General features: G+C 60.9%; 19 protein-coding genes. 8 read left to right on the plus strand and 11 right to left on the minus strand.

Features of this window, described 5'->3' with window-relative positions; genetic code table 11:
- The first annotated feature begins 311 nt into the window (after positions 1-311).
- Together Q0063_RS03430 and Q0063_RS03435 are read left to right on the plus strand one after the other, a co-directional pair.
- On the plus strand, positions 312-1,751 hold the full coding sequence (locus tag Q0063_RS03430) for a hypothetical protein (protein ID WP_297870579.1): 1,440 nt from the start codon (positions 312-314) through the stop codon (positions 1,749-1,751).
- 364 nt (positions 1,752-2,115) lie between these two features.
- Positions 2,116-3,027, plus strand: coding sequence for an AraC family transcriptional regulator (locus tag Q0063_RS03435; RefSeq protein ID WP_297870580.1), 912 nt, complete (start codon positions 2,116-2,118; stop codon positions 3,025-3,027).
- 381 nt (positions 3,028-3,408) lie between these two features.
- Here Q0063_RS03435 and Q0063_RS03440 read toward each other — a convergent pair whose 3' ends face one another.
- Both Q0063_RS03440 and melB read right to left on the minus strand, forming a co-directional pair.
- Positions 3,409-5,625, minus strand: coding sequence for an alpha-galactosidase (locus Q0063_RS03440; RefSeq protein ID WP_297870581.1), 2,217 nt, complete (start codon positions 5,623-5,625; stop codon positions 3,409-3,411).
- Positions 5,626-5,685: 60 nt separating this feature from the next.
- Positions 5,686-7,125: a melibiose:sodium transporter MelB gene (gene melB, locus Q0063_RS03445; RefSeq protein WP_297870582.1), complete on the minus strand. Its 1,440-nt coding sequence runs from the start codon at positions 7,123-7,125 to the stop codon at positions 5,686-5,688.
- A 579-nt stretch (positions 7,126-7,704) separates the two neighbouring features.
- Here melB and Q0063_RS03450 point away from each other — a divergent pair.
- The 4 genes from Q0063_RS03450 to Q0063_RS03465 all read left to right on the plus strand — a co-directional run bounded on the left by Q0063_RS03450 (position 7,705) and on the right by Q0063_RS03465 (position 12,286).
- Entirely contained in the window at positions 7,705-7,899 is a 195-nt protein-coding gene (locus tag Q0063_RS03450; RefSeq protein ID WP_297870583.1) for a hypothetical protein, read from the plus strand.
- 301 nt (positions 7,900-8,200) lie between these two features.
- Positions 8,201-9,475, plus strand: coding sequence for an aminotransferase class I/II-fold pyridoxal phosphate-dependent enzyme (locus tag Q0063_RS03455; protein ID WP_297870618.1), 1,275 nt, complete (start codon positions 8,201-8,203; stop codon positions 9,473-9,475).
- Positions 9,476-9,518: 43 nt separating this feature from the next.
- The gene (locus Q0063_RS03460; protein WP_297870584.1) at positions 9,519-10,388 is read left to right on the plus strand and encodes a radical SAM protein; all 870 of its coding nucleotides are present in this window, start codon (positions 9,519-9,521) and stop codon (positions 10,386-10,388) included.
- A gap of 260 nt (positions 10,389-10,648) precedes the next feature.
- The gene (locus Q0063_RS03465) at positions 10,649-12,286 is read left to right on the plus strand and encodes a SulP family inorganic anion transporter (protein WP_297870585.1); all 1,638 of its coding nucleotides are present in this window, start codon (positions 10,649-10,651) and stop codon (positions 12,284-12,286) included.
- A 118-nt stretch (positions 12,287-12,404) separates the two neighbouring features.
- On the opposite strand, the gene prmA is transcribed toward Q0063_RS03465, so the two are convergent.
- Genes prmA through Q0063_RS03480 form a run of 3 tightly spaced genes read right to left on the minus strand, consistent with a single transcriptional unit; the run spans position 12,405 to position 14,823 of the window.
- The gene (gene prmA / locus Q0063_RS03470) at positions 12,405-13,367 is read right to left on the minus strand and encodes a 50S ribosomal protein L11 methyltransferase (RefSeq protein WP_297870586.1); all 963 of its coding nucleotides are present in this window, start codon (positions 13,365-13,367) and stop codon (positions 12,405-12,407) included.
- A 32-nt stretch (positions 13,368-13,399) separates the two neighbouring features.
- Positions 13,400-14,272: a DegV family protein gene (locus Q0063_RS03475; protein ID WP_297870587.1), complete on the minus strand. Its 873-nt coding sequence runs from the start codon at positions 14,270-14,272 to the stop codon at positions 13,400-13,402.
- A 2-nt stretch (positions 14,273-14,274) separates the two neighbouring features.
- Entirely contained in the window at positions 14,275-14,823 is a 549-nt protein-coding gene (locus Q0063_RS03480) for a DUF1836 domain-containing protein (RefSeq protein WP_297870588.1), read from the minus strand.
- Positions 14,824-15,361: 538 nt separating this feature from the next.
- Here Q0063_RS03480 and Q0063_RS03485 point away from each other — a divergent pair.
- A complete protein-coding gene (locus tag Q0063_RS03485) occupies positions 15,362-15,664 on the plus strand; it encodes a hypothetical protein (RefSeq protein WP_297870589.1) in 303 nt (100 codons plus the stop codon).
- Positions 15,665-15,795: 131 nt separating this feature from the next.
- Here the strand turns inward: Q0063_RS03485 and mnmE are convergent, their stop codons facing one another.
- A complete protein-coding gene (mnmE, locus tag Q0063_RS03490; protein ID WP_297870590.1) occupies positions 15,796-17,202 on the minus strand; it encodes a tRNA uridine-5-carboxymethylaminomethyl(34) synthesis GTPase MnmE in 1,407 nt (468 codons plus the stop codon).
- Between the two features lie 4 nt (positions 17,203-17,206).
- Positions 17,207-17,401 (minus strand): hypothetical protein, encoded by a 195-nt coding sequence (locus Q0063_RS03495; protein WP_297870591.1) that lies wholly within the window; start codon positions 17,399-17,401, stop codon positions 17,207-17,209.
- Positions 17,402-17,494: 93 nt separating this feature from the next.
- Here Q0063_RS03495 and Q0063_RS03500 point away from each other — a divergent pair, with 93 nt between their 5' ends.
- The gene (locus Q0063_RS03500) at positions 17,495-17,668 is read left to right on the plus strand and encodes a toxin-antitoxin system protein (RefSeq protein ID WP_297870592.1); all 174 of its coding nucleotides are present in this window, start codon (positions 17,495-17,497) and stop codon (positions 17,666-17,668) included.
- A 249-nt stretch (positions 17,669-17,917) separates the two neighbouring features.
- On the opposite strand, the gene Q0063_RS03505 is transcribed toward Q0063_RS03500, so the two are convergent.
- From Q0063_RS03505 to Q0063_RS03520, 4 genes are all read right to left on the minus strand, one after another.
- Positions 17,918-21,193 (minus strand): leucine-rich repeat protein, encoded by a 3,276-nt coding sequence (locus tag Q0063_RS03505; protein ID WP_297870593.1) that lies wholly within the window; start codon positions 21,191-21,193, stop codon positions 17,918-17,920.
- A gap of 175 nt (positions 21,194-21,368) precedes the next feature.
- Positions 21,369-23,519, minus strand: a complete 2,151-nt coding sequence (locus tag Q0063_RS03510) for a polyribonucleotide nucleotidyltransferase (protein WP_297870594.1) — start codon at positions 23,517-23,519, stop codon at positions 21,369-21,371.
- A gap of 215 nt (positions 23,520-23,734) precedes the next feature.
- Positions 23,735-24,001 carry a 30S ribosomal protein S15 gene (gene rpsO / locus Q0063_RS03515; RefSeq protein ID WP_297870595.1) on the minus strand — a complete coding sequence of 89 codons (267 nt, stop codon included), beginning with the start codon at positions 23,999-24,001 and terminating at the stop codon, positions 23,735-23,737.
- Between the two features lie 195 nt (positions 24,002-24,196).
- Positions 24,197-24,349: a hypothetical protein gene (locus tag Q0063_RS03520; RefSeq protein WP_297870596.1), complete on the minus strand. Its 153-nt coding sequence runs from the start codon at positions 24,347-24,349 to the stop codon at positions 24,197-24,199.
- Positions 24,350-24,411 lie beyond the last annotated feature (62 nt).

Genomic DNA, 24,411 nt, shown 5'->3' on the forward strand with positions numbered 1-24,411 from the left:
AAGAGGTACGGCCGGAGATCCGGGAAATCCTATGGCCCCCGAGGGAACAGAGCGCCCCTGAACCCGGCGCGGAGGAGCCGGAAGAATCGGAGAAACCGGTAGAACCGAAAAATCCGGAGCAGTCAGAGAGATTGGAAAACCAGGAGGAACCGAAAAAATCGGAGAGACCGGAAAAAAGGGATGCGCCAGAAAAAGCAGATGCGCAAGAAAAAGCAGATGCGCAGAAACAAGAAAGTGCGCAAAAACAAGCGGATGCGCAAAAACAAGCGGATGCGCAAAAACAAGCGGATGCGCAAAAAAATCCGGAGGAGATGGAGCATCCTCAGTGGGACTATGAGCGGCTTTTTGCCGAGGGAGAGGCGGAGGAGCAGGAGATTCGCCGCCGGAGAATCCAGGAGCTCCGGGAGAAAAACCGGGCCCGGGTCGCCGCCCGGGAGCAGGAGCAGCGCCGTCGGGCGGCGGATGAGGAGGAGAGCTGGGCTGCCGTCATGGCTGCTGCCCATGCCCTGGAGCTGCTGATGTCTACCAACGCCTCCCTTCCGGAGTGGCGGCGCTTTCTGGAGAGCTCCGTGTTCTGGAATGTCCGGTCCAACCTGGATTTCGTCTTTGCCCTGGAGGATTTTCTGGAGCAGAACCCGGACCTGCCCCAGGCGGTCCGGCAGGCCGTCTTTGCCGCCTATGAGCTTGAGAAGGGAGTGAGGCCGGAGTACTACCGGCTGAACCGCCTGCTGAATGTCAGCCGCCGGGAAAAGCAGGCAATCCGCCGCAGAACCAGCCTGTGGCGGCGGCAGTGGCAGAGCTTCCCCTGGCGGCGGCGCTTTGCCACGGTGTTCGGCGTCGTCTTTTTGGGACTGATGGGGCTGATTGCCTTCTGGGACCTGACCGGGGGAATCAGAGCGTCGCTGGGCAGTCTGCTTGCCCCGGAATCCGCCTGGGAGGAACACGCCCTGGAATGGCTGGAGGAGGATTTTGGGGAATCCTTCCTCCGGGATGGGGAGTTGTTCGCCCCGGTGTCAGACCCCGAGCGGCTTTTCCACGCCGCTCCATATGGGGAGCGGGAGGAGGGCCGCCCCGGCTACGAGACCAACTATCCCCATGTTCTGGTCAGGAAGGCCCTGGAGGACTTTGCCGGGGAACGGGAGCTGCCCCTGAGTCTCAGGGCCTACAGCGGAAAGCCCGGGGACGCGCCGGGCTCCTATCTTCTGGGCCTGCCCCTGACCGGGGCGGAGGAGGACATCGCCGCCCTTGGGGAACTGGTGGAGGAGCTGGAGGAACAGGCCTGGTATCAGGTGCCGGAGCGGTCGGGTCCTGCCGCCTCGGCCCCGGTGGAATACCAGCTGTTCCTGTGTCATGAGGAGCTGGCCTTTTACGATGCCCGGTCGTCGGACGGCTTTGACGCGGAGGAAGCCCTGGCCCTCTACGCCCAGGCGGGACCGGCCTATTGCAGCTATATTCTGGAGCACAGCGGTCTGGCGGACCGGCATATGGGTGAAACGCCGTATATGTTTCTGGACCAGGGCCGGGCGGAGATCGACGGCGGGGAATTCTTCTGGGTCTCCGCCGCAGATCAGCAGCTGGGCCTGTCTCAGGTCCACTATTTCCTTTCCACCTCCGGGACCACCTTGTTCTGCCTGCCTCAGGAGCGGCTGGAGGGCGTGACGGCGGCGGAGTTCTACGAGGGAGCTTCCACGCAGATTCAGCTGGAGGGAGCCGGCAGCGTGCTGGTGTGGGACCTGATGGAAGCAGAATGAAGTAAAAATGCCCGAAGGACCGGGAAATTCTCCCGCCTTCGGGTCTTTTTTACGCTCAGTCGGGGAGAATTCCGGCAAAATAGACAAAGGAGAACGGGAAAAAATGGATGCCTGAGCAGAGATTTTTACTAGAAATTCCACCAAAATGTGATATAATAGCCGCGAAGTGATGTGGAAGGCCTGATTTCAGCACCTTTGGTCCCCCGGCGGCGCCGGGAGCCGGGAATGCCGCCGTATAACGGAACAGACGCCCCGGGGTTATGGAATCACTGCCTCCATATTCCACAGCCGCCGTGAGAAGGTCCGCATCCCCTTGCGCCGCTCTGCCGGCGGAGCCGGGGCCCGTTCAAAAAGGGAGGACAAGATGGAAGAGAGCTATGTATTGCACCTGCAAAAGCAATATCAGAAATTCAGCGACTTTTATCTCTGCTACTGCGGCCACGCCCGGTGCGAGCCCCTGCACAGCTATGGACCGGCAGTTCGCCCCAATTACCTCCTGCATTATATTCTGGACGGACGGGGCACCTATCAGGTGGAGGGCAGAGAGTATTCCCTGGGCAAGGGAGACGGCTTTCTGATTGAACCCAACAAGCAGACCTTTTACCAGGCCAGCCAGGAGGACCCCTGGGTGTATCTGTGGGTCGGCATAGACGGGGCCAACTGTGAGCGCTGTCTGCGCTCCATCGGCTTGGGGGGACCCCGGCTGGTGTTCCACTGTGAGGACGACGGCCAGCTGCTGGAGCTGGTGGAAGCCATGCTGACCTATAACAAGCCGGACAACGAGGCGGATTTTATGCTCCAGTCCCTTCTGTGCCGGTTTTTCGGCAGTCTCGCCAGAAGCGTCTCCAGAGACGTGGAAAAGCAGCTGAGCAAAACGGAGCGGGAAAATCTCTATGTTCACCAGGCGTTGGAATATATCCGCAACAACTACGCCAACGGCATCACCGTGGGAGACGTGGCAAACTATGTGGTTTTGAACCGGAGCTATCTCTTCACCCTGTTTCAGAGGGTGCTGGGCATCTCGCCCCGGGATTATCTGGCCCAGTTCCGCCTGACCCGGGCCAAGGAGCAGCTGACGCTGACGGAGGCCTCGGTGGCAAACATCGCCATGAGCTGCGGATATCAGGACCCCCAGGTTTTTTCCAAGGCCTTCAAGCAGCAATTCGGCGTCACGCCGCTGAAATACCGCCGGCAGGACCGGGAACAGGCCCGGTGCAATCTGGAATCCCACCTGGCCGGAACGGCGGAGCGGGTATTCCGCAAGCCGGAGGAATAAGAGGCATTCCCTGTTCCGGTCTTCTCCCGGTCCGGGCAAAAACAGCCGGACAGAGGAACAGCCCTCCCCCGCGAAAAACAGGTGGAGAAAGACTGCGAAAAGAGGAGCAATGCAAATCGGAAGAAAGGTAGAACCCCCGTCAGGGGGTTCTTTTTTGCGGCATAGGCCCGGTTCCCGGACGGACCGCAAACATCACATCCTGTCCGTCTCCCATGTGGGGAGGCTGAAAGGCTGAAAAAAAGCAAAGCTGGGCCGTCTGTAGGGACGGCCCAGCTTTGCAGAGAGGGGGAAAAGTCAAGCGGACGGAAGAACGGAAGAGAGTAAGGGAAAGGAAGAAACAGAATTTTTCCGCCGCTTTCCAAGCATATTGTCAGAGAAAGCCTATGCTTTCAACACGAAGATACGGGAATCAAAGTCGCAGATGGGCCGCTCATCGGGCTGCCGCTCGCCGGCGCCGCTGTCTGTGGTAATCAGACCCAGGTTCATCAGCTCGTCGCCATAGTGGGCCTCGCCGCCGTCCACCGTGTAGCTGAGTTCCGGGTCCAGACCCCGGAGCCTCACCCGGCGGCAGGGGCCGTTGACCTCGCTGAGGAAGCGGTACCAGCCCACCAATGCCGTCTTTTTGTCGGGGCTCACCGCCATCCAGGCGGTAAAATTCCCCTCGAAGGGAGAGCGGAGCCGGTAGAAGTCACCGAACTGGATTACCTCCCGATACTCCTTCATAAAGGCAATCTGGGCCCGGACCTGCTCCCGCTCCTCATCCGTGAGCCTGTTCAGGTCCAGCTCATAGCCGAAGGTGCCGAAGTGAGCCACATTGGCCCGGGTGGCCAGAGGCGTGGAGCGGTTGACCTGGTGATTGGGCACGGCGGAGACGTGAGCGCCGATGGAGCTGATGGGATAGCAGAAGGATGTGCCATACTGAATTTTCAGCCGTTCCGCCGCGTCGGAGTCGTCGGAGGCCCAGCACTGAGGGGCATAATACAGCATACCGGGGTCGAAGCGGCCGCCGCCGGAGGCGCAGGACTCAAAGAGCACATGGGGGAACTGCGTGGTCAGACGCTCATAGAGGCTGTAGACTCCCAGGATGTAGCGGTGGAACAGCTCTCCCTGCCGGTCCGCCGGCAGAGCCTCGGAACAGGGCTCGGTGATGCTGCGGTTCATGTCCCACTTGATGTAGGAAATCTGGGCCTCGCTGAGGAGCTTTGCCATCTGCTCATAGATGTAGTCCACCACCTCGGGCCGGGAGAAGTCCAGAACATACTGGTTCCGCCCGTGGGAGTCCCGGCGGCCCGGCACGTGGATGATCCAGTCCGGATGAGCCCGGTAGAGATCGGAGTCCTTGTTGACCATCTCCGGTTCGAACCACAGGCCGAACTTCATGCCCAGATCGTTGATTCGCCGGGCCAGACTGGCCAGACCGTCCGGCAGGCGCTCCGGATTGGGGGTCCAGTCTCCCAGGCCCGCGAAGTCGTTGCACCGTGCGCCGAACCATCCGTCGTCCAGAACGAAGAGCTCCACGCCGTCCTTGTGGGCGGCCTCGGCAATGGAAACCAGCTTGTCTTCGGTGAAGTCGAAATAGGTGGCTTCCCAGTTGTTAATCAGAATGGGCCGGGCCTGGTCCCGCCACTGGCCCCGGGCCAGGCGGCTCCGGTAGAGCTGGTGGAAGGTACGGCTCATGTCCCCCATGCCCTCATGGGAGTAGACCATCACGGCCTCGGGGGTCTGGAAGGACTCGCCGGGGGCCAGCTTCCAGTCAAAGCCGAAGGGATTGATGCCCAGAGTCACCCGGGTGGTGTCCCAGCTGTCCACCTCCGCCTGGGCCAGGAAGTTGCCGGAATAAATCAGGGAGAAGCCGATGACCTCCCCCTGTTCCTCGTCCGTTCCGGGGCGGCGGAGCATGATAAAGGGGTTGTGGTTGTGGGAGGAATGGCCCCGGGCGGATTCCACGGACTGGATGCCCTGCTCCAGCTTCCGGGTTTTCACCCAGCGCTCGCGGGACCAGGCGCCGGAGAAGTGGACAAACTCATAATTGCTGTCCGGCAAGTCCAGGCAGAGGCTCATGGCGTGGGTGAGATGGAGGTCCTGGCTGCCGCCGTTGACGATTTTGACGGACCGGGCAATGGCGGCCCGGCCGGCGAAGAGGGTGTAATGCAGGTCCACATAGAGGTCCAGCAGCTCGTCCCGCAGGTGGACGGTCAGGGTCTCGGCCTCGTTAGGGGACTCGCAGTAGGTGGCGGGCAGGCCCTCCAGCTGGGGCTTGCCGGAGGCGACGGAGTGGGAGCAGTAGACCAGATTCGTAATCCGGCTGCCGTTGGGCTGGAGGACCTGAACGGCGGGATGGCGGAAGTCCGTGGAGCCGTAGGAGGGGTATTCCTGTCTGGTGTGCTCCAGAGAAAAGAGCTTGTTGCCCTCGAAGACCCAGGAGCTCATGGGACGGTGCTTCTGCTCCAGAAGGTGGTCAAAGCTCTCCCGGTCTCGGATGGCCCGGCCGAAATACAGCTGTCCCAGGGCCCCGTTGGGCAGCACCTTTATCAGGTAGCTGATGAGGCCGTTGGTCAGGTGCAGGGTTTGTGTACTCTCGTGATAGATAATGCTCATAAACAGCCTCCTTGACGGATGTGGGTCCGGCGGCCGGACCCCGGCCGCCGGAAAACGGTTTTATTTCTGCCTGGCGTGAAGGGCGTTGACGTCCCGGGTCAGCTGGTCCAGACGCTGGCCCTTCAGCTTATACTGAGTCTTGTAGATCAGGAAGCTGATGATCGCCAGGGCAATGGGCACCGCGAACATCAGAACCCGGATGCCCATGATGGTGCCGGCACTCTGAGCGCCGGAGGCCTCGGGATTGTAGCCGATGATGTCCAGGCCCACACCGGTGAGGGTGGCGGCCACGGCAGAGGCGGCTTTCATCAGGAAGGTCTGGGCGGAGCAGGTGACGGACTCGTTCCGCTTGCCGAATTTCAGCTCGCCGTAGTCGATGACGTCAGCGATGCAGCAGGTGGTCGTGCCCAGAGAGAGGCCGGAGCCGAAGAAGATGAAGGCGCAGGAGGCGATGACGCCCACGGTGCTGGAGGGAGCGACATAGCCCAGGGCGAACAGCAGCACCAGACCCACAACGGGCAGGCCGCAGGCCAGGAGGTATACCTTCTCACGGTCCATGTTCTTGGCAATCTTGGGGAAGAGGAACAGGCCGATCATCTCCGCGATGATTGCGTAACCGAAAATGGAATACAGATAGGCGTTGCCGCAGGCCTCCTTGAAGTAGTAGACGGCGAAGGCCTTGAGAATCTGGGTGCAGAGGTTGAAGGTCAGCAGCAGGCCGATGAAGGCCACCAGCTGGTCATTCTTGATGATGATGGCAAAGGCTTCCTTCAGGCTGGTCTTTTCGGCCTTGCCCTCACCGATGGTGGGCTTTTCCTTGACCACGGCGCAGGTGATGCCGATGCACACGATGAACAGAACCACAATGGCCACGGCCACATATGTAAAGCCGGTGACGGAGATGTTCAGCACCTCGCCGTTCTCCTGGGTCTGGGTGACGGTGTGGTCTCCCGCCAGCTCATTGAAGTAGTTGATGAACTTCAGGCCGAAGGTGCAGACAATGAAGCCGCCGATAGAGGCGAAAATGCGGGGAATGACGGAGATGGATTCCCGCTCTCTGGGGTCGTTGGAGAGGTTGGGCAGCCAGGACCAGTAGGGAACGTCCATGATGGTGTAGGTCATGCCGTAGAGAATGTACATGACGGACACATAGACCATCAGGGTGCCCTTGTCGGTGATGCCGCAGGTGGTGAACAGCAGAATGAAGAACACCGAGTTAATCAGGGTGCCGACAATCAGCCAGATCCGGAATTTGCCGTATTTGGTGTGGGTGTTGTCTACGATCATACCCATCATGGGGTCATTGACGGCGTCCCAGATTCTGGCCGCACCCAGCAGGATGCCGGCGAACGCCGCACTGAGGCCCAGGGTATCCGTCATGTAGAGCATCAGAAAGGCGCCGACCAGGTTACAGATGGCGTCCTTGCCCACGGCGCCGATGCCGAAGGCATATTTTTGGCTTGCGGGAAGCCGTCTTGTCTGGGTATCCGGGGTTGTCATTGTGGGTTCCTCCTTTTTTTTCACACAGATTTTCAGTCGCGGCGGGCCCTCCGCTTATCTGAGGCGATTATACTGTATCTGAAAGAGGAGGGTAAGGGAAAAATGTTATAAAAAACAGTCCAAATGTTGCGCCTTCACGAGAGATGTCAAAGGAAACGGCCGGTTTTTATGCAGAGTGACGGATTTTGCGTAACAATATTCATAGAATAGTCTTCTTTTGGAGCGGAAAAGCCGGTTTTTTCTCTGATATAAGAGGAGAAGAAAAAGGGGGAATGTTATCCCTCGGCTTTCTCAAAACAGTCGAAATGTTAAATAGATTCTTTTTTCCGGGCCATTGTGGAAATGCACATCGTTTACGGAAGGGTTTTGGTTATAATAACCGAAAAATCATCCGTTTTTTGTGCGTGATGTACAGAAAGGCCCTGGAAGCAGTGTTAAATTTGCCCAGTTTTACTCTTGCGCGTCGGAGGGGAAACCGCTATACTGACCTCAGCTTCCGGGGAACAGACCTGGAAGAGTCCAATCCACGAGGAACGGGAGTTCAGACTCCCCCCGATGACTGAATAGGAGGTCACAATTATGATGATGCACAAACTGTTTGATGAAGCTGGCGCCCTTTGCTATGGCAGCCTGATGCTCACCACCAATATGAATAAAGCCAAGGAAGAGCAGAGCTTCGAGGGCCTGCGGGAAACCATGTCCGCCCAGAAGAAGCGGACCGTTCTCAGCGGCGGCATGTTCAACCACAACAGCCGCGCCTACCGCCACGCCTGAGCGAAAACAGCGCACACAGAACGGACGCCCCGGGGCGTCCGTTCTGTTTTCCGCAGGAGGGGGCGGCGCATATGCCTTTTGCGTGTCCCTGTTTTTTTGCGCGCCCCTGTCTTCCCGCGCCCCCCTGCTTTCTTGCGTTCCCCTACTTTTTTGCATTCCCCGGCAGCCTTTTCGACACGCCGGAATAAAAAAGTTGAACCTATACCGCCGTATTTGTCTATTCCGCTCTTGCAACTCTCCTTTGGAATGGGGTATACTGTTGCCGTAGAGAACGGACGAATCATGAAAGGATGGATGTATGATGAAACCTTATGCCCAGTTGTCCCCGGAAGAGCGCAGAGGGGAATACGCCCGTCTGCGGACAGAGTTTGACGCCCTGAAGGCCCGGGGCCTCTCCCTGAACATGGCCCGGGGCAAGCCCAGCAAGGTGCAGGTGGATTTAATCAACGATATTTTCCAGCTGATGCAGGACCCTCAGGACTTTATCTCTGACGGCATCGACGTGCGGAACTACGGTGAGCTGGCCGGGCTGCCCGCCGCCAAGGCGCTGTTTGCCGGTATTCTGGGATGCAGGCCGGAGCAGGTTTTTGTAGGCGGAAATTCCAGCCTTCAGCTGATGTACGATACCATTTCCAAGGGATATACCCACGGACTCGCCCACAGCCCCCGGCCCTGGTGCCGGGAGGAAACCGTCAGGTGGCTTTGCCCTTCTCCCGGCTATGACCGGCATTTCCGCATCACCGAGTCCTTCGGCTTTGAGCTGATCACCATTCCCATGACGGAGGACGGCCCTGATATGGACGCTGTGGAGGAGGCGGTGAAGGACCCCGCCGTCAAGGGCATCTGGTGCGTGCCCAAGTATTCCAACCCCGACGGCGTGATTTACTCCGACGAGACCATCCGGCGTTTTGCCAATCTGAAGCCCGCCGCCCCGGATTTCACCATCATGTGGGATAACGCCTACTGCATCCACGAGTTCGAGGGGGACTATGTGGAATTTCCCGACATCCTCTCCCTCTGCGAGGCGGCGGGGAATCCGGACATGGTCTTTGAGTTCGCCTCCACCTCCAAGGTGACCCTGCCCGGCTCAGGCGTGGCCTGCTTCGCCTGCTCCAAAACCAACATGGAGCACATGGAAAAGCAGCTGACGGTTCAGGTCATCAGCTTTGACAAGGTGAACCAGCAGCGCCACGTCCTCTATCTCAGGGACAAGGCCCACAGCCTGGAGATTATGAAGCGCCACGCCTCCGTGATGGGGCCCAAGTTCCGCTGCGTGGCGGACGCCCTGGACCGGGAGATTGCCCCTCTGGAGATTGCCTCCTGGAAGCGGCCCAGGGGCGGCTACTTCGTGTCCGTCAACGCCATGCCCGGCACGGCCAAAAGGACCCTGGCCCTGTGTAAGGAGGCCGGCGTCACCATGACGGATGCCGGCGCCACCTTCCCCTATGGCAAGGACCCCCGGGACAGCAACATCCGGGTGGCCCCCTCCCTGCCCCCGGTGGAGGAGCTGGAACAGGCCATGGAGATTTTCTGCGTCTGCCTCCGGATGGCGGCGCTGGAACAGCTGGGCCTGTAAGGCCTGAAATCCGGCTGTCCACGACAGGAAGGAGCGTCAAGCGATGAGATACTACGGCAGCGTCTACCGGCCCCCCTCTGAGGCCCGGAGCCTGATCGTTCAGGTGACTTACGGGTGCAGCCACAACACCTGCGCCTTTTGCAGCATGTACAAGGAAAAGCGCTTTTCCATCCGGCCTCTGGAGGAGGTTCTGGAGGATTTCCGCATTGCCCGGAGCGTCTACCACCATATTGAAAAGGTGTTCCTGGCCGACGGGGACGCCCTGGTGCGGAAGGCGTCGGAGCTCTATGTGATTCTGGACGCCGTCCGGGACCTGTTCCCGGAGTGCCGCCAGGTCACCAGTTACGCCTCTCCCTCCTCCATCCGCATCCGGACGGAGGAAGAACTCCGGACTCTCCGGGAAAAGGGCCTGACCATGGTTTACATGGGACTGGAATCCGGCAGCGACCGGGTGCTGACCCTGATGAACAAGGGACACCCGGCGGCGGAGATTGTGGAGATGGGGAAAAAGGTAAGAGCCTGCGGCATCGCACTCTCCGTCACGGCCATCACCGGTCTGGGCGGGCCGGAGCTGCTGGAGCGCCACGCCCTGGACACCGCCGCCGCCTTCAACGCCATGAATCCGGAGTATATCGGTATGCTGACGCTGATGGTGGAGCCGGAAACGCCGCTGTACGACTGGGTGCACCAGGGGAAATTCCAGCTGCTGACCCGGCCTCAGGTGCTGGAGGAAACCCGGCTGATGGTGGAGGCTCTGGACAGCCCCGGCAGCGTCTTCCGTATAAACCATGCCAGCAATTACCTGGCCCTCCGGGGCACGCTGAACCGGGACCGGGACGCCATGCTGGCGGAAATCAGACGGGCTGAGGAGGACCTTGGCCGTCTCCGCCCGGAGGCCTGGCGGGGCCTGTGAGTCCGGGACCTGTCTGAAAGACTGTTCCCAGGCCGGCAGTGCCGAAGGGCGCCGCCGGCCTGTCCGCGTTTTGGCCCGGGAGAATGCAGGCGCGGGCAGTCAGGCGGACCAAGAGGCGTCCGCCGTTTTCCGCATACATAATTCCGGCCGGTCTCCCCGGGCCCGGAAAACCGTGAAACCGTGAAATGTTCACAGCGGCGCTGCCCGGATTTTCCCGGATGCCGGCGGCAGCAGAGAGGAAAAAGGAGGGAACCGTTTCCATGAAAGAACTGACGCCCCAGCTGATAGACTCCATGCGGCACTATTCCAAAAGCGCCTTTGTCAAGGACCTGACCGCCGGAATCATTGTCGCCATCATCGCCCTGCCGCTGTCCATCGCCCTGGCCCTGGCCTCCGGCGTGTCCCCGGAGCAGGGTCTGTATACCGCGATTACGGCGGGCTTTCTGATCTCCGCGCTGGGAGGCAGCAAGGTGCAGATTGCCGGACCCACCGCCGCCTTTGCCACCATCGTGGCGGGAATCGTGGCCCGGAACGGCATGGAGGGCCTGGCCGCCGCCACTGTTCTGGCGGGCATCCTCCTGATTCTGATGGGGCTGCTGCGGATGGGGAGCATGATTAAGTTCATCCCCTATACCATCACCACCGGGTTCACGGCGGGAATCGCAGTCACCATTTTGATAGGTCAGCTGAAGGACTTTTTCGGCCTGACCTTTGAGGGGGCCCCGGTGGAGACCATGGAGAAGCTGGGGGAGGCCGCCCGTACCTTCCACACGGTGAACTGGGCCGCGGCGGGGGTGGGCTGTCTGGCTCTGGTCATTCTCATTCTGTGGCCCAGGGTTCTCCCCAGAATCCCCGCCTCCCTGATGGCCGTGATTGTGACGGCGGGCGCGGTGAAGCTGCTGAATCTGCCGGTGAATACCATCGGGGATCTCTATACCATTTCAAGCGCCCTGCCGGCGGTGAGGCTGCCTGTCCTGTCCTATGACACGGTGGCGGCGGTGCTGCCCGACGCGTTTACCATCGCCATTCTGGCGGCCATTGAATCCCTGCTGTCCGCTGTCGTGGCCGACGAGATGATCGGCGCGCGGCACAACTCCAATATGGAGCTGGTGGCCCAGGGGGTGGGCAATGCCGCCTCCGCCCTCTTCGGCGGCATCCCCGCCACCGGGGCCATTGCCCGGACGGCGGCCAACATCAAAAACGGAGGCCGCACCCCTGTGGCCGGCATGGTCCACGCCGTGGTCCTGCTGCTGGTGCTGCTGATGCCCTGGGCTGCGCTGATTCCCATGCCCTGCATCGCCGCGATTCTGTTTCAGGTGGCCTATAATATGAGCGGCTGGCGCACCGTGGTGAAGGTAGTGAAGCATTCGCCGAAAAGCGACGCGGCGGTGCTGGCGGTGACCTTCCTGCTCACGGTTGTGTTTGACCTGGTGGTGGCCATAGCCGTGGGCCTGTCTCTGGCCTGCCTGCTGTTTATGAAGAGGATGGCGGATGTGGCCGACGTCAAGGAATGGGAATATGTGGAGGACACCGGAGACGATCAGGGCCGTCTGAAGCCCGTGCCCGCCCATGTCATGGTCTATGAGATTACCGGCCCCATGTTCTTCGGCGCGGCGGACAAAATCCCTCACATTCAGCAGGACGCCGGGCGGAACGTGCTGATTCTGCGGATGCGCGGGGTTCCCGCCATGGACATCACCGCCCTCAACGGCCTCCGGCGGCTCTATGAGGAATGCCGTACCAAGGGAATTGAAGTCATCTTCTCCCACGTCAACGAACAGCCTCTGTCGGTGTTCCGGAAATCCGGCCTGTATGACCAGGTGGGCGCCGGGAGCTTTGCCCCCAATATCGACGAGGCCCTGGTCAGGGCGGGGGAACTGGCGGAGTCGCGGCGCTGACCGGCGGCTTCCGGGAACCGCAAACGGCGTCTGCACCGGATTCGGTGCAGACGCCGTTTTTAATCATGAGTGCGCACAGCCGCTGAGCGTCCGCCGCCCGGCGGAGGCCGCCGGTCTCTCAATGCCGTTCCCTGCAGATGAAGGCGAACCAGCCGTTGTCCTCCCGGCGCTCCAGAACCTCCAGCCCCGCTGCGGAGAGGGCCGCCGCCGTCTCCTCCGCCCGGCTGTCGATGATGCCGGAGCAGAGGAAATGTCCCCCCGGGCCCAGCAGGCCCCGGACGTCCGGGGCGAGGGCAATGATGATGTCCGCCACAATATTGGCCAGCACCAGGCTGTAGCCGCTTCCCAGCTGGTTCCGCAGGGTCTCGTCCGTCAGGACGTTTCCGATGCGGACCTGGAGCTGCTCCGGCGTAATCCGGTTCAGGGCGGCGTTGGACTCGGCGGCGGTGCGGCATTTGTCGTCGATATCCACCGCCAGAGCTGAGGAGGCCCCCAGCCGCAGCGCCGCCAGGGAGAGGATGCCGCTGCCGCAGCCCAGGTCCAAAACACGCTCCCCGCCCTTCACCAGCTCCTCCAGAGCGGTGAGGCAGAGCCGGGTGGTGGCGTGGGCCCCGGTGCCGAAGGTCAGGCCGGGGTCCAGATACAGCGGCGCCCGGTCCCCCGGCTCCGCCGTCTCCCACTCAGGAATGACGATGAGCCGTTGACCGATCTCCATGGGCTTGTAATACTGCTTCCAGTTGTTTTCCCAGTCGGCGTCCCGGATGTTCTCCAGGGTCATCAGAAGGGCGCCGCAGTCCTGCCGCGCCTGCTTCAGCTGCTCCAGAGCCATGCGCACCTCGCCCATTTTGGCGAAGCCCGCTTCTCCGGCCTCCAGATAGAATGTAATTCGGGAAAGCCCCTCCATCTTCCGGGAGAGGTCCTCGTCCACATAGTCCCAGTATTCGTGATTGTGTTCCAGAAAATCCTGGAAATCCGTCTCGTCCTCAATGACCACACCGTCGATGTCCAGGGCGGACAGCAGAGCCTGAACCGTCTCCAGGCCCTGGTGATTGGTGTCGATGTGCAGCTCCAGCCAGTTCATACGATCCCCCGCTTTCTCTTTGTACCGGGCCCTCAGCGGGGCCCGCCGGTGAAGAACAGGGCCACCACCCCCGCGCCGGTATGGCTGCCGATGACAGGGCCCACATAGTTGATGTATATATTCCGGACGCCGAGACGGCGGCGGATTTCTTCCGCCACGAATTCCGCGTCCTCCAGGCAGTCGCCGTGGCTGATGAACACCGTCTGCTCCGCCGGGTTGACGGCGGTTTTCTCCATATGGCCCACCAGGGCCAGCAGAGAGGCCTTCCGGCCCCGGCATTTCTCCATGGGAATCAGCCGTCCCCCGTCGTCCACATGCAGAATGGGCTTGACGGAGAGCATGGTGCCGAACAGCGCCGACGCGGCGCTGACCCGGCCGCCCCGCTTCAGGTGGTTCAGGTCGTCCACGGTGAACCAGTGGCATACGGTGTCCCTGGTTTTACCGGCATAGTCCCGCAGCTCGTCAAGGGACAGCCCCCGCTGCTTCTCCCGGGCGCAGAGCCACACCAGCAGACCCTGTCCCATGGAGGCGCAGCGGGTGTCCAGAACATGGATGCTCCGCTCCGGGAACGCCTCCGCCAGCTCCTTCGCCGCGATGCCGGCGGACTGGAAGGTGGTGGACAGGGCGGAGGAAAAGCAGAGACAGAGGATGTCCTTCCCCGCCTCCAGCACAGGCCGCATGGCCTCCTCAAACTGGCCCACGTTGACGGCGGAGGTGACGGGCATCTCGCCGGAGCGGACCTGACTGTAGAACTCCTGGAATCCAATCTCCCGGCCGTCCAGCCAATTCCGGTATTCCCGGCCCTTTATCTCCAGCCGCAGGGGCAAAACCACCAGTCCCAGCTCCTCCGCCATTTCCGCGGTCAGGTCGCAGCAGCTGTCTGTCATCAGTACGTAATCCGCCATGCTCAATCATGCTCCTTATCCTTTTTTGGCTTGCCTTTGGGCTCCGGCTCCTTCTGGTTCCGAAGCATGGCCACGCAGTGGCTGCTGGCCACCCCGGCGGCATAGCTCAGCAGAGCGAAGTGGATGGCGTCATCGGCAAGACTTCCCCCCGTCCGCTCCTCCAGCTCTCCGGCGGTGATGTTCAGGGCCTTGTCCAGACTGGCGCAGAAGGCGGCATAGCCGTCTTCCGCCGTCCGGTCTCCCTGAAGCTCCTCCCGGATCAGCAGGTCCATGTCCCGGGTGGACATCACCCGCTTCAGCACGCAGATCACCGTAAAATAGGCCAGGTGCTCCCGGCTGTACTTCTTTCCCTCGGCCCTGGGGGCCAGTCCGCTTTTGGTGTAGTTGTTCACCATGGCGGCGGTGAGTCCGTCGTCTCCGTCAAAGCGGAGGACCTGCCGCTCCATGTAGGAGAGCACCTGGTCCATGTACAGGGCAAAATCCGGCAGCTGCTCCCAGGGGACGGGTCTCCGTTCCCGGAGACAGTCCTGCAGCTCTGTCAGATCCTTCATGATCGCTCCTTTCCCACAGCGCTGAAAAAGGGGAACCGCGTTCCCCCGTATGTTGATGGAACCTGATTCCAGACGGTCCGGCCCGAAAGCCGGACAGCCTGACAATGGTAATTGTACCACTCTGACGCGGTTTTGTAAATCATATTTTGGCGGATTCAAAAACATATTTTGCGTTTTCAAAAAAGACACGCTTTCTGCGGTTCTTGCAAAATGTGACAGATTCTGCTATGATAGGCACGCTGCCCCACACTCCATCCTGACAGCAGGAGGGAGGTGAGCGTCTTGGAACTGATGATTACCTTTTTAGTGTCGGCTGCGGCAGGTGTAGCTGCCTACTACCTCTGCAAATGGCTTGACCGGCACGGCGGGGGACAGTAAGCCTGAAAATGGACTCCCGGAGAGCTGCCACTCTCCGGGAGTCTGCCTTTTGTGAGCATCTTGGGTTCCGACTACCTTTTAGCTGAGGTCATTATACCACAGCCCCCTCAGTATATGCAAGAGGGAACGCATTTATTTTCCCACGCAGAAGCGGGAGAAAATGCGGGAGACGATTTCCTCCCTGGCCGTGCGGCCCGTCAGCTCCCTGATGGCATCCAGAGCCTCTTCCGAGAAAAAATTCCTGCCCTCAGAAGGCAGACGCGCTCTGAGGGCAGGAGTTTACAGCTTTCTTGCAAATCCTGTCAGGTTTTGGTATAATGGCCCTGCCGCCCTTCTCCAAACTGGCAGCAGGGAGGAGGTGAATGCTGTGGAAATTTTAATCAGTTTCTTTGTATCGGTTGGAGCAAGTATAGTTGGCAGCTATATAAGCAAGTGGCTTAACCGACACGGCAAGGGCAGGTAAGCACAAATTGGAGACACGGAGGGTGGCAGCCCTCCGTGTCTTCTTTTGCGTGTCTGCCGTGGTCTTAATCAGCTTCTTTGGCTGTGGTCATTATACCACAGCCCCCTCAGTATATGCAAGAGGGAACGCATTTATTTTCCCACGCAGAAGCGGGAGAAGATGCGGGAGACGATTTCCTCCCTGGCCGTGCGCCCCGTCAGTTCGCCGATGGCCTCCAGGGCCTCCTCGGCGTCGGTGAGCACCGCGTCGGGGGTCATGCCCTCCTCCAGCGCCGCCCGGGCCCGGCGGACGGCCTCCCGGGCCCGGCCCGCGGCCTCCTCCTGCCGCTGGTCCGTCAGAAGGCTTCCCGCCTCCTCCGGGGCCCCCGGGGGAAACAGCGCCGCCACTGCCTGTTCCAGCTCCTCCATGCCCTCCCCGGTGACGGCGGAGAGGGACACAGAGGCGGCGGGGGCGGCCTTCCCGTCCAGACTGCGCACATCCGTTTTGAGGATGCCGGACAGGTCCCGCTTGGAAGCAATGTAAATCCAGGACTTTCCCGCCATGACCACGGCATCCCGCAAACCCATCTTTTCCAGCCATGCGTCCTCGTCCGCGCCGTCCTCCACCAGCAGAATCAAATCCGCCGTCTCCATAGCCCGCCGGGACCGCTCCACCCCCAGCCGTTCCACCTGGTCCTCCGTCTCCCGGAGACCCGCCGTGTCGATGAGCCGCAGCAGCACCCCGCCGCAGAGGACGGACTCCTCCACCGTGTCCCGGGTGGTGCCGGGCACGTCGGTGACGATGGCTCGGTCATAGCCTGCCAGGGCGTTGAGCAGAGAGGATTTCCCGGCGTTGGGCAGGCCCACAATGGCCGTCCGGACCCCCTTTTTCAGCACCTGCCCCCGACGGCAGCCGTCCAGCAGGGCGGTGAGGCTCCGGTCCGCCTCCCGGAGGGCGGCGGCGGCCTCCTCCGGCCTCACGTCCTCGATGTCCTCATCGGGGTAATCCACCACGGCGTAAAACCGGGATGTGATGTCCAGCAGCGCTTCCTGCACCGGCTCCAGCCGGCGGCGGAGGCCCCCGTCCAGCTGGGCGGCGGCGTTCCGGGCGGCGGCGGCGGTTTCGGCGTCAATGAGGTCTACCACCGCCTCTGCCTGCGTCAGGTCCAGCCGTCCGTTCAGGAAGGCCCGTTTCGTAAACTCCCCCGGTCCTGCCTGCCTTGCGGGAGTCCCGCTGACGGCCCCGGCGGCAAACAGCGCCGCCAGCAGCTCCCGCAGGACCACCGGGGACCCGTGGCAGTGGAACTCGGCGGAGTCCTCGCCGGTGTAGCTCCGGGGACCGGGGAAGCGTACCGCCAGACCCCTGTCCAGCACCCGGCCCTCCCGGTCCAGCATCTCCCCCAGCACCATTTTCCGGGGCTCCAGCTCCTCAAAGGCTTTTCCGTTTCCGGCCCGGAACACCCGGCCGCACACAGAAAAGCACCCCGGCCCCGAGACCCGCACCACGCCGATGGCGGAGGGGCCCCCTCCCCCGGCGGCGACAGCGGCAATGACATCCATGCAATCAGCTCCTTGTATTGGCTTGGGCGGGTTCTTCCGCCTCCAGCAGATAGAGATTTTCCGCCCGCTCCAGTCCGGCCAGAAGAACCCGGCGGGCCTCCTGGGCGAGACCGTTTTCCAGCAGAGTCAAAGCGTCGTCCATGGCTCCGCAGAGAATAGCGTACATCCGTCCTTTTATGTTCTCATCCTGTGTCATCATACAACACCCCCTGAGTAAGAATCTATACTACCTGGTAGGATTTGTCAAGATTTTATCTTAATTTCTGCTATCTTTTTCTCAGAGGTGATAGCAGTGGAGTCCTATAAGCCCTTAAAAGTTAAGGTTAGCCTTTCTCTGGATGAGGAAGTGGTCAAAAAGCTCCGTATTCTTGCCGAGGAGGACGACCGGCAGCTTTCCTCCTATGTCAATCTCGTCCTGCGGAACTATCTGCGGAAGCTGGAGACGGAAAAACGGGACGGACCGTAAGGCCCGCCCCGCCTGCCTTCCGGCAGGCGGGCAGGTTTTCAGAGCGCCAGAAGACTCTGAAAACCTGCCTGGAGATTTCATGCAGGGGCCGGGCTCTGTCCCGGCTCTTTTCCGTTGGCACTTCCGAAAGACAGAACAGAAACACGCCCCTCCCCCTTTCCGAAAAACGAAAACACGGGACGGACCGTAAGGCCCGCCCCGTGTTTGTTTCACCAATCTCTTGATCTCAACTCTCAACTCTCCACTCTTTCATCGCCTCTGGCTGAACCGGAAGAGAATCACGGCGAACTGGTCCCGGGTCACGGTTCCGTTGGGATTCAGACAGGCGTTGGCGTTGCCGCTGATGATTCCATTGGCCACGGCCCAGCTCATGGCGTTCCGGGCCGAGGCGGACACAAGGCGGCTGTCCTCGTATTTGGCGAGGCTGGCGGTGTTCCCGTTGAGGGAGCCGGAGAGCCGGGCGGTGCGGTACAGGGCCACTACCAGCTGCTGCCGGGTGACGGGAGAGACGGGATTCGTTCCCACCGCAAAGCCGTTTTCCACGGCCCAGACGCGGGCGGCCTCCATATCGGAGGGATAGACCCCCATAAACCGGGCCAGGACCATCCACAGCTGCCGGTGACTGATGCTGCCGCTGGGGTTGAACCGTCCGCCTCCGACGCCGCTCATATAGCCGTTCTGAGAGGCCCAGCCGATTTCACCCGACGCCCAGTGGCCGGCGGGCACGTCGGAGAAGCCGGCGGTGTAGCCGCTGGCCTGGGGCGCGGGCTGAATGACCGTCTGAGGCCCGGGGGACGGGGTGGACGTGGATGTCGAGGTGCTGGGCCTCCAGGTGCCGGAGGAGCTGGAATGATAGGAGTCGGAAATGCGGGTGAAGTAGGCCCGGACCTCCACGTCGGCGCTGGGCATGGTGAAGGTATAGCGGGTGTCGCTGCTGCTGTACAGCCGGATTTCCCGTCCGTTCCACCGGGTGACCTCAATCCAGTCCAGCTCATAGCCGGAATAGGGGTAGACCCTGATGACCACCGTCTCACCGGCGGCGGCATGGGTGGGCAGGGTCACAGAGCCGTTGGAGGTGCGGATGAGGTCGATGTCATATTCGCGTTCGTCGTCCGGGTCCTCCGGCTTGGAGGAGCCGGTGGCGGGGATTTCCTCGGTCTCCTTGTTCTGGCAGACGGAGCAGGTCCGCTCCCTGCTGCCCGGTACGGTGGCGGTGGCCTCCTTGATGACGGTCCACTCGCCGTAGGTGTGGCCCTTGGCGGGAACCGCGGTGGTTACGCTGTCCACAGGCTCCCCGCAGACCGTGCAGGTAAATCCGACTTCCGACAGACCCGACTCGGTGCAGGTGGCCTCCGTGATGACCTTTTCCACGGTGTCGGCGCCTTTGGTGTGTCCGGCGGCGGGAAGCTCCGTCCGCTCCTCGGGAATGGCGGCGCTGCAGCGGGTGCAGACGGTGGCCTTGATGACCTTCACACCTGCCTCGGTGCAGGTGGGGGCCTTGCTGGCCGCCTCATCCTCCACCGTTTCCTCCCGGTTGTGGCCCAGGGCGGGGATGGTCTCCGCCGTTCCGCTGGCCGGGTCCTGATAGGGCTTGCCGTCGGTTCCCTTCGAGGGGCAGTTTTCCCGCTGGCAGACCCGCACGCCGCTGGTCTGCTGGCCCGCCTCCGTGCAGGTGGCGGGTTTTGTGACCACGGGGTCCGTCAGCGTCTTCCAGTCATGGCCCAGGGCCGCCTCGTCCTCCTCCAGGGTGTAGGGGTTTCCGCATTCCTTGCAGGTGGCCGCGGTGGTCTTTTTGCCGGCGTCCGTGCAGGTGGCGGTGGAGGTGACTGTGATTTCCTGATTCTCGTCGGGCTGGTGGGGAAGCATGTCGATGTCTTCCGTCGTCACGGTGGAGGAGTCCATTGTTTCGCAGACGGTGCACTGAGTGCCCGTCTGTTTCTGTCCCTTCGTGGTGCAGGTGGGCTCGGTGATGACCTTGGATACAGGCGTATCCCCCCAGGTGTGATTCCCGGTGGCGGAAATTTCCACGGTTTGGGGATCGCCCATGTCTGTGCCGCAGGTTTCGCAGACATCCTGTAAAAGCTTCTCACCAGGCTCGCCGCAGGTGGCGGGGCTGACAATGGTCTCTTTAGGCTGGGCCGCTTTTACATGATTGCCGGTGGCTTCAAAGTCTTCTCTGGAGCTTTGCAGCGTCTTGCCGCAGCGCTCGCATTCCTGACTGGTGATTTTGTAGCCCGGCTCGCTGCAGGTGGGGTCCTTGGTTTCCACGGTATCAGTAGTCTTGGGCTTATGGCCCAGAGGCTCGGTGGTGTTCGGAGAGTCGATTTCCAGCTTGCAGACCTGGCACCCGATCCAGGCGGTCTTTCCCGGCGTGTCGCATCCAGACGGGGTTTCGGGAAAATCGACACGCGTATGGGGTTCCTTGGCCACAGGACGCAGCTCAACGGGCAGGGTCTCCTTGCAGCCCACGGTTGTGCAGACGACACGGGCCTCCATGGTGCCCTCCACGGAGCAGCTGGAATTGGTTTTCTTTTCGGAGCTGGCGGCGGCGTGGTGAACGGCGATGCCTGCCGCTCCATCAGCGGCCGGAGGCAGACCGCCTAAATCGCCTGTGCCGGTATAGTGGATGGTGGTCAGGCTGGTGCAGCCGGTGATGGCGTTCGGGGGAAGAGCGGTGATTTTGCCGGGGATGCAGAGGGTTTTCAGATTCGTGCAGCCGAAAAAGGCCTCAGCGCCAAGGCTCGTTACCTGTTCGGGGACGATGGCTAAGGTCAGGCCGCAGTTCTTGAACGCGGCTGTGCCGATGCTGATGACGCTGTCGGGAATGACGAGCTTTGTCAGCTTCGCGCACCCGAGGAACATCTTGTTTCCAATGGAGGCGAGACCGCCCCCCAGGTTCACGGTGGTGAGATTCCCGCAGTTCTGGAATACGGCGTCCCCTATGGTGGTCACACTGCCGGGAACCGTGATGGTGGTCAGGCCGCAGCCGAAAAAGGCCTCTGCTCCAATAGAGGTCAGCGTATCCGGAAGGGTTACGGCGGTCAGCTTGGCGCACTCGGAGAAGGCGGAGGCGCCGATGCTGGTAAGGCCGTAGGGCAGGGCGATGGAGCTGAGAAGCCCGCACTTGAAGAAGGCCTTATCCCCAATGGAGGTCAGGCCTCCCGCCGGGATGGTCACCTTGGTCAGCTTGGAACACTCGTTGAACGCACCCGCCCCAATGGAGACGACGCCCTTGGGAAGGGAGACGGTGGTGATATTTTTGTTTGCGGAGAAGGCATGATCGCCAATGGCGGTGATGTCATAGCCCTCTACCTGCTTTGGAACCGTCACGGTGGACGAGCTTCCGGTATAGCTCTTCACGGTCCAGCCGCCGCTTTGAAAGATAAATTCAAATCCGCCGGTGGTTGTATGGATCGTCCCATCCGCAGGCGGAGCAGGGGTCTCCCCCGCCGCCAGCGCCGCCCCCGGCAGCAGGGAGCAGACCAGCGCCAGGGCCAGCAGCAAAGAGCAGATTCTTTTTTTCATATCGGCGTCCTCCCGTTTCCCCATGCGCCGGGGATTGATTTCCTATACAGCATATCACAGCCCGGCGGATTTTTCAACGCCTCTTCCAAAAACAAAAGTGAACTGTTCCAGATTATGCGGACAGCACAAAAAAGGGACCCCCGGAGGGGTCCCTTTCGAGTCTGGATGGCGTTTATTACCGGATGCGCTCGCCCTTGGCCTCCTTGGCCTTGATTTCCCGGACGGCGTCCTTGTGGCTCAGGTTTACCCGGCCCTTTTCGTCGATGTCGGTGACCTTCACCCACATCATGTCCCCGATTTTGCAGGCGTCCTCCACCTTCTCAATGCGGTGGTCCGCCAGCTTGGAGATGTGCACCAGGCCGTCCTTGCCGGGGGCCAGCTCCACGAAGGCGCCGAAGGTCATGAGACGCACCACCCGGCCATAGTACAGGGCCCCGATTTCGGGCACGAAGACAATGTCGTCGATACATTTCTTCGCGGCGTCGCAGGAGGTGGCGTCTATTCCCGCGATGAAAATGGAACCGTCGTCGTTGATGTCGATTTTTGCGCCTGTGTCCGCCACAATTTTCTGAATGACGCTGCCGCCTTTTCCGATGACGTCCCGGATTTTGTCCGGGTCGATGTGCATGGTAATCATCTTGGGGGCGTAGCGGCTCACTTCCTTCCGGGGCTCGGCAATGGCGGGAATCATAATCTGGTCCAGAATCTGGCACCGGCCGTCATAGGTGATCTCCAGGGCGTTTTTGATGATCTCCATGGTGAGGCCGTCGTTTTTCAGGTCCATCTGAATGGCGGTGATACCCTTTTTGGTGCCCGCCACCTTGAAGTCCATTTCGCCGTGGAAGTCTTCCACGCCCTGGATGTCGATGAAGGTGGTGAATCCGCCGTCGTCGTCCTGAATCAATCCGCAGGAGATGCCGGCCACAGGGGCCTTGATGGGCACGCCGGCGTCCATCAGCGCCAGAGTGGAGCCGCAGATGGAGCCCTGGGAGGTGGAGCCGTTGGAGCTCACCACCTCAGACACCACCCGGATGGCGTAGGGGAAGGTCTCCACATCGGGGATGACGGGAAGGAGGGCCCGCTCGGCAAGAGCGCCGTGGCCAATCTCTCGGCGGCCGGGGGAACGGGCGGGCTTGGCCTCGCCTACGGAGTAGCCGGGGAAGTTGTAGTGATGCATATAGCGCTTCTCCGTCTCCTCCCAGATGGTGTCCAGCTTCTGATTGGCAGAAAGGGTGTCCAAGGTGACGACGGACAGAACCTGAGTCTGGCCCCGGGTAAAGAGGCCGGAACCGTGGGCCCGGGGCAGAATGCCCACCTCGGAGCCCAGAGGACGGATTTCGTTCTTCTGCCGTCCGTCCACCCGGTGGCCCTCCAGCAGCCAGGCCTTGACAATCTTCTTCTGGAACTTATAGGTGATCTCGTCCAGGTACTTGTCCATCTCAGGGTACTCGTCCAGGAACAGCTCGTGCCACTTCTCAATGAGGGCGTTCCACCGGGTTTCCCGGACGTTTTTGTCGTCGGTGTCCATGGCGGCCTTGGCATCTTCCATGGTGGCGGAGACAATTTTCTCAAACAGATCCTCGTCAAAATCGGCGTGGGGATAGTCGAATTTGGCCTTGCCGATCTCGGAGACCATTTTGTTAATAAGCTGGACCTGCTTCTGGTTTTCCTCGTGGGCCAGCTGGATGGCCTTAAACATGGTGTCGTTGTCCACTTCGTTGGCTCCGGCCTCAATCATGACCACTTTGCTGTCGGTGGAGACCACGGTCACGTCCAGATCGGAGACCTTCCGCTCCTCGCTGGTGGGGTTCAGGACCAGCCTGCCGTCTACCAGGCCCACCTTCAAAGCGCCTACGGGGCCATGCCAGGGGATGTCGGAGATGGCCAGGGCGGCGGAGGCCCCGATGAGGCCGCAGATCTCGGGGGAACAGTCGTGGTCCACACTCATGACGGTGGCCATGATGGAGACGTCGTTGCGGAAATCGTGAGGGAACAGGGGACGGATGGGACGGTCGATGACCCGGCTGGTCAGCACGCCCTTTTCGCCGGGACGGCCCTCCCGGCGGTTGAAGCTGCCGGGGATGCGGCCCACGGAATAGAGCTTCTCCTCAAAGTCCACACTGAGGGGGAAGAAATCGATGCCGTCCCGGGGGCGGGCGGAGGCGGTGGCGCAGACCAGAACCCGGGTGTCGCCATAGCCCACCATGACGGCGGCGTTGGCCAGCTCGGCCAGCTTGCCCACCTCCAGGGTGAGGGGACGGCCCGCCAGCTCCATTTCGTACTTGCGGTAGTTAGGGAATTGTCTCTGAGTGATGATGGTTGACATAATATTGCTCCTTTTTCTGTTGGTGGGCGGGTGCAGTCCTTTTCGCATTTGAAAGCAAGTCCAAACCAGGAGATTGGGCGCGCTTTCAAACACAAAAAGCGGCGGCTCCCGCGGAATGGGGAACAGGGAAGAGGCGCGGGGAAGAGGCGCGAGGAAGAGGCGCGAGGAGGGGCGCGAAAAGGTGACGGAGGAGTTCTCCGTCACCCGTTTGCTCCTTACTTGCGGATGCCCAGCTTGGCGATCAGAGCGCGGTAACGCTCCACGTCCTTCTTCTGGAGATAGTCCAGCAGGCTCCGGCGCTTGCCGACCATTTTCAGCAGACCCCGGTTGGAATGCTTGTCCTGAGGGTTCTGGCGCATGTGTTCGGTCAGAACGTTGATGCGCTCCGTCAGGATGGCAATCTGAACCTCGGGAGAGCCGGTGTCGGTCTCGTGGGTGCGGTTGGCGTTGATAATTTCGGTTTTTTGTTCCTTGCGCAGCATTGTGTGTTTCCACCTTTCCAAGTTTTCCCCCGCGGGACTGTGCTCCGGGCCGGTGAAGCTCCTCGGAACAAAGGGCCGGGGGGTGTTGTTTCGCCGCCGTTAGACGGTCCTAATCACTGTATCACAGTCGTTTGCGGTTGTAAAGAGGAATTTCCGCCTTTTCCGGAGAAAGTACAAAAATTTTCCTCGAAAAATCTATTCGTCCTCCTTTTCCAGGACCACATAGGCATAAAAGCGGTTGGTTGTGGCGTCGTTCACGGTTTTCATCATTTTAACGCTCCAGCCCTTTTCCAGATACTCGTTTACCTCGTTTGTGCTGCTTCCTCGGATCAGGATGATTTTTTCCATATGCTCCGCCTCCCATTCAAAATATATCCCACTCTACCACGCCCTGACTTTTTTTACAACCC

It is taken from the genome of uncultured Oscillibacter sp., from assembly GCF_947654275.1.
GTDB lineage: Bacteria > Bacillota > Clostridia > Oscillospirales > Oscillospiraceae > Oscillibacter.